At 59.7% G+C, this 6,092-nt stretch carries 3 protein-coding genes and 2 tRNA genes; 4 read left to right on the forward strand and 1 reads right to left on the reverse strand.

What is annotated here, in order from left to right; all coding sequences use genetic code 11:
• Nucleotides 1–106: 106 nt before the first annotated feature.
• A complete protein-coding gene (gene dinB / locus ACRESD_RS12290) occupies nt 107–1,165 on the reverse strand; it encodes a DNA polymerase IV (protein WP_431751140.1) in 1,059 nt (352 codons plus the stop codon).
• Between the two features lie 279 nt (nt 1,166–1,444).
• On the opposite strand from dinB, the gene ACRESD_RS12295 reads away from it, so the two are divergent.
• The 4 genes from ACRESD_RS12295 (at nt 1,445) to ACRESD_RS12310 (ending at nt 6,048) form a co-directional block, all read left to right on the forward strand.
• Nucleotides 1,445–1,521, forward strand: a tRNA-Met gene (locus tag ACRESD_RS12295).
• 242 nt (nt 1,522–1,763) lie between these two features.
• Nucleotides 1,764–1,840 (forward strand) — tRNA-Met (locus tag ACRESD_RS12300).
• 279 nt (nt 1,841–2,119) lie between these two features.
• Complete coding sequence (gene mprF, locus ACRESD_RS12305; protein ID WP_431751141.1) at nt 2,120–4,762, forward strand: bifunctional lysylphosphatidylglycerol flippase/synthetase MprF; 2,643 nt, start codon at nt 2,120–2,122, stop codon at nt 4,760–4,762.
• Nucleotides 4,762–6,048 (forward strand): virulence factor family protein, encoded by a 1,287-nt coding sequence (locus ACRESD_RS12310; RefSeq protein WP_431751142.1) that lies wholly within the window; start codon nt 4,762–4,764, stop codon nt 6,046–6,048. The genes mprF and ACRESD_RS12310 overlap by 1 nt, the downstream gene beginning before the upstream one ends.
• Nucleotides 6,049–6,092 lie beyond the last annotated feature (44 nt).

Consider the following 6,092-nt stretch of genomic DNA (forward strand, 5'->3'; position numbering starts at 1 on the left):
AATGTGGGAGGGGGCTTGCTCCCGATAGCAGTGTGTCAGCTATGCATAAACTGACTGATAGACCGCAATCGGGAGCAAGCCCCCTCCCACATGTTGCTCCCGGCTTTTACCAGGAGAACTCTAATTGCTCGTTGCCACCGCTCAGGTCCAGCAACCTCACCCCAATCCCCAGCAACCGCACCGGTTTCCCACCCCGATTGAACGCCTGCGTCAGCAGCTGTTGATAACTTTCCAAATCCCGCCCTGCCCCCGCCTGCTCCAAGGTCGTCTGGGTAAAGTCATGAAACTTCACCTTAACGAATGGCTTGCCCGCACGGTAACTGCTGTCGATGCGTGCCATGCGCCCGGCCAGGGTTTCCATCAATTCGGGAAGTTTGGCCAGGCAGCTTGAAAGATCCGGCAAGTCAACATCGTAGGTATTTTCCACGCTGATGGACTGCCGCCGGCTGTCATTCTGTACCACGCGATCATCGATCCCGCGAGCAAGGCTCCAAAGTCGCTCGCCAAAACTGCCGAATTCGCGCACCAGCGCTAGCTTGTTCCATTCACGCAGCTGCAAGCAGTCTTCAATGCCCAGGCGCGCCAGCTTGTCGGCCGTGACCTTGCCCACACCGTGCAACTTGCCCACAGGCAATTGGGAGACGAAGTCCTCGACCTGATCCGGGGTAATCACGAACAGGCCGTTGGGCTTCTTCCAATCGCTGGCGATCTTGGCCAGAAACTTGTTCGGCGCCACACCTGCGGATACGGTGATGTGTAGCTGGTTGGAGACGCGGCGGCGAATGTCCTGGGCAATACGTGTGGCGCTACCACCGAAATGCGGGCTGTCAGAAACATCCAGGTAGGCTTCGTCCAGGGACAGGGGTTCGATCAAGTCGGTGTAGTCACGAAAGATCGTCTGGATTTCCTTCGACGCTTCTTTATAGGCATCCATGCGCGGCTTGACGATGGTCAGGTCCGGGCACAGCTTCAGGGCATGACGCGACGACATTGCCGAACGTACCCCATACGCCCGCGCTTCGTAGTTGCAGGTGGCAATCACGCCCCGCCGATCCGCAGAGCCACCGACAGCCAGAGGCTTTTGCGCCAGGCTCGGGTCGTCGCGCATCTCGATGGCGGCGTAGAAGCAATCACAGTCGACGTGGATGATTTTGCGCTGCGTCATATAAACAGGGGGGTGATCCAACGGGTAGCCAGTATCGCACTCACACCTGTATATAGCACCAGTAGTTTGAATCTTCCGCCCGAGCGGTAGGAGATTTCGCCGACAGATTTATTTTCTCAATCGAATTCAGCCTTCCAATAGAGCTGAAAGCCGCAGCCACACTGGCCCCGCGCCCTTTCCGGGCATGCCATTTAGCGCTAACCAATTGAACCACAAGCGCTTTTCTTAGAATCATCGGTTGACACACCAGCGTTCCTCTGTAGAATGCCGACACACAGACGCGGGATGGAGCAGTCTGGTAGCTCGTCGGGCTCATAACCCGAAGGTCGTCGGTTCAAATCCGGCTCCCGCAACCAAACATCAAAAAAGGCTACTCGAAAGAGTGGCCTTTTTTGTGCGCGCTGATTTTTCCTTTTCAAGACAGCGTGAACTTCCCTACGGACTGCGGAGCAGCCCGGCGCGGGACAAGCCCGCTCACTACAAAAGCGTTTTCAATCGCGGACTTAGGTTGCCTAAGCCGCTAATTCACACTTATTTGACCCATCAGCCTATTAACGGTTGACACCTCGCCGCTGGGCTGTAGAATGCCGCCCACAGACGCGGGATGGAGCAGTCTGGTAGCTCGTCGGGCTCATAACCCGAAGGTCGTCGGTTCAAATCCGGCTCCCGCAACCAAACATCAAAAAAGGCCACTCGAAAGAGTGGCCTTTTTTGTATCCGGTGAAAAAGTTCTTCTGAAACAATGACATGGCATCTTTCATGAAACCGTACACGGTTTGCGGAGTCCATGTCATTGCAAGCTATGCTCAGTACTCAAGCACGACCCTCTACGACCAATGGCCGCAGTCGCCGCACCCGGCGATAAGCGTTAATATTTGTAATTATTTTGTCCATAGGGATTGGTAACTTGGCTGGATACCTCCATCCTGTCGCGCACAATCCACGAGGTGATTGATGCGCGCCAACTCGTCTGAACCACAAGACACCGTCACAGCAGAACAACCGATCACACCCACCCGCTTGCGTTGGCTGGATCTGTTGAGCAAGTACCGTCAACCCATCGGGCTGGCCGTCACCCTGTTGCTGTTCGCAATCGCCCTGATCGCCTGCCGACACCTGTTGCTGGAACTGGACCTGTATGCCCTCCACGACTCGATCCTGGAAGTGCCCAAGCCGGCCCTGCTGGGTGCGTTCGCCGCAGCGGTCGCCGGTTTCATCATTCTGCTGGGCTATGAATTCTCCGGCGCCCGCTATGCCGGTGTGAAACTCCCCGCCAAGACCCTGGCCATGGGTGGCTTCACCGCCTTTGCCATTGGCAATGCCATCGGTCTGTCGATGCTCTCGGGCGGATCAGTGCGTTACCGTTTATATGCACGCCATGGCGTCGGAGCGGCGGAAGTCGCCCACATGACCGTGTTCGCCAGCTTGGCCTTGGGTACTGCCCTGCCGCCGCTGGCCGCATTGGCCACGCTGAGCAACCTGCCGGCGGCGTCCACCTACCTGCATTTGCCGCAAAGCCTGCTAGGCGGCATTGCCGGAGCCGTGCTGGTGCTGTCGGCGGTGCTGTGCATCGGCATTTATCGTCGCCGCCTGCCGGAACAACCTTACCCGGACAACCTGCTGGTCAAGGCCGGGCGCCGCACCTTGCGCTTGCCGGGCCGTCGCCTGACCTTCCTGCAACTGATCATTACCGCACTGGACGTCGCCGCTGCCGCCACCGTCCTTTATATGCTGCTGCCAGAAGCGCCGCCGTTCGGCCCATTCCTGCTGGTGTACCTGCTGGCCCTGGCCGCAGGCGTACTCAGCCATGTTCCGGGCGGGGTCGGTGTCTTCGAAGCAATCCTGCTGGCCGCGTTCGCCGACAAGCTCGGCGCGGCACCGTTGGCTGCCGCCTTGCTCTTGTATCGGATGATCTACGTGGTACTGCCGCTGTTGATCGCCTGCATCTTCCTGCTGGTCAACGAAGCTCAGCGCCTGTTCCAAACCCAGCAGAGCCTGCGGGTGGCCTCAGGCCTGGCGGCGCCGGTATTGGCCGTACTGGTTTTTTTGTCCGGCGTGGTCCTGCTGTTTTCCGGCGCAACCCCGGAAATCGACTCACGCCTGGAGAACATCGGCTTCCTGATTCCCCACCGCCTGATTGACGCCTCGCACTTTGGTGCCAGCTTGATCGGCGTACTGTGCCTACTGCTGGCCCAAGGTTTGCGTCGACGCTTGTCCGCAGCTTGGATGCTGACCATGGTGCTGCTGTTGACCGGCGCCCTGCTCTCGCTGCTCAAAGGCTTCGATTGGGAAGAAGCCAGCCTGATGATCATGACCGCGGTGTTGCTGGCGATCTTCCGTCGTTCGTTCTACCGCGCCAGTCGCCTGACCGAACTGCCGTTCTCGCCGCTGTACCTGGTGGCCAGCGTGTGTGTGTTGGGGGCCTCGATCTGGCTGCTGCTGTTTGCCTATCAAGACGTACCCTACAGTCACCAACTGTGGTGGCAATTCACCCTGGATGCCAACGCCCCCCGTGGCTTGCGCTCTCTGCTGGGCGCGGCGGTGTTGCTGGTCATCGTGTCGCTGACCTGGCTGCTGCGGACTGCACGCCCGATCATCCACTTGCCGACGCCGGATGAACTGGAACGCGCCACCAAGATCCTGATGGCTTCCTCCCAGCCCGATGGCGGCCTCGCACTGACCGGCGACAAGGCGTTGCTGTTCCACCCCAACGACGAAGCGTTCCTGATGTACGCCCGTCGTGGGCGCAGCCTGGTAGCGCTCTACGACCCTATCGGCCCGACCCAACCGCGCGCCGAAATGATCTGGCAGTTCCGCGACCTGTGCGACATCCATCACGCCCGCCCGGTGTTCTACCAGGTGCGCGCCGAGAACCTGCCGTACTACATGGACATCGGCCTCACCGCGATCAAACTGGGCGAAGAAGCCCGCGTCGACCTGAAACGCTTTGACCTGGAAGCCAAGGGCAAAGAGATGAAGGACCTGCGCTACACCTGGAACCGTGGCACCCGGGACGGCCTGTCCCTGGAGATCTTCGATCAGGGCCAGGCGCCCATGGATGAACTCAAAGTCATCTCCGATGCCTGGCTGACTGGCAAGAACGTACGGGAAAAGGGCTTCTCCCTGGGCCGCTTCAGCGACGACTACCTCAAGCACTTCAGAATTGCGATCATTCGCTTCGAAGGGCGCCCGGTAGCCTTCGCCAACCTGCTCGAGACCTACAACCACGACCTGGCCAGCCTCGACCTGATGCGCGCCCACCCCGACGCGCCCAAGCTGACCATGGAGTTCATGATGGTTGGCCTGATTCAACATTATAAGAACCATGACTACGCCCGCTTCAGCCTCGGCATGGTGCCGTTGTCGGGCTTGCAACCACGCCGTGGCGCACCACTGACCCAACGTTTGGGGTCGATGGTGTTCCGCCGTGGCGAGCAACTGTATAACTTCCAAGGTTTGCGCCGCTTCAAAGACAAGTTCCAGCCCGACTGGGAACCCCGTTACATGGCCGTGCCCGCAGGACTTGATCCGCTGGTGGCACTGGCCGATACCGCCGCCCTGATTGCAGGCGGCTTGACTGGATTGGTGAAACGCTGATGATTCGACGCTCCTGGCGGTATGTATTGGCCATAGTAGTGCTGCTCGCCCTGATTGCAGGCGGTGGCTTCTGGTACTGGAACCGCCCTGCCCCACAGCCGACCCTGGAGCAAATGCCCCAGGCCGACGGTTCCGTGTTGACCCGTGTGACCCCTGCTGGCTCGGCAAAAGCCCGAGTGGCCGTGGCCGTCATGGCCGACGAAACCCTGACCGACAGCCAGCTGATTGCCCTGAGCCAAGGCGGTTCGGCACAAATCGTTCAGGTGGTTCTGCCAAAAGACGACTGCAAATTGCAGGAACAAGCGCTGCAAGGCGCCCTGGCTCAGCTTAAAGGCCCGGCGACCCTGGTCAGCGGCATCGGCCCGGGTGCAGCCCTGGCGTGGCGCTGGCTCGCCACACAGAACGATGACAAGGCCAACGCCATCTCCGTCGGCTTCGCTTTAGTACAAGAAGGTTGCAAAGATCCGCTGCCGAAAACCGCCGCCCATGGCAACTGGCTGGTAGCCTGGAACGATAACCCTGACGACGAAAGCGCCAGTTTCGTTCGTGATACCCCACGCGCCACCACCAGCATCAGCGACTACGACATTCACTACCCACAAGTGCTGAACAACGAGCTGCGCAAGCAATTGGTCGGCTCCGACAACGGCGGCCTGGCGATTCCCGTGGTTGAAGTACCGGCCGGCCAAGCCAAGGACACCGTTACCCTGTTCCTCTCCGGTGACGGCGGCTGGCGTGACCTGGACCGTGACGTGGCCGGTGAAATGGCCAAGATCGGCTACCCGGTCGTCGGCATCGATACCCTGCGCTACTACTGGCAGCACAAGACCCCGGAACAAAGCGCCAAGGACCTTACCGAGCTGATGCAACACTATCGGCAGAAGTGGGGCACCAAGCGCTTCGTGCTGACCGGTTACTCGTTCGGTGCCGACGTGCTCCCGGCTATCTACAACCGCATGCCGGAAAACGAACAGCAACGCGTCGACGCGATCATCCTGCTGGCATTCGCACGTACCGGCAGCTTTGAAATCGAAGTGGAAGGCTGGCTGGGCAACGCGGGCAAAGAAGCCGCCACCGGCCCGGAAATGGCCAAGCTACCGGCTGACAAAGTCGTGTGCATCTACGGTGCCGAAGAAGTCGACGAGAGCGGCTGTACCGACAAGACTGCCGTGGGCGAAGCCGTGAAACTGCCAGGCGGTCATCACTTCGATGAGAACTACCCGGCGCTGGCCAAGCGTTTGGTGGACATCATTGTCAAGCACCAGGCCAAGGACAAAGCCGAGTAATTTCAGCCATACGCAAAACCAAATGTGGGAGGGGGCTTGCCCCC

This window comes from Pseudomonas sp. (assembly GCF_050739995.1).
Taxonomy (GTDB): domain Bacteria; phylum Pseudomonadota; class Gammaproteobacteria; order Pseudomonadales; family Pseudomonadaceae; genus Aquipseudomonas.

Bases quoted from the DNA above. Each gene is read 5' to 3' on its own strand.
- dinB (WP_431751140.1), bottom strand. From the start codon at position 1,165: ATGACGCAGCGCAAAATCATCCACGTCGACTGTGATTGCTTCTACGCC.
- mprF (WP_431751141.1), top strand. From the start codon at position 2,120: ATGCGCGCCAACTCGTCTGAACCACAAGACACCGTCACAGCAGAACAA.
- ACRESD_RS12310 (WP_431751142.1), top strand. From the start codon at position 4,762: ATGATTCGACGCTCCTGGCGGTATGTATTGGCCATAGTAGTGCTGCTC.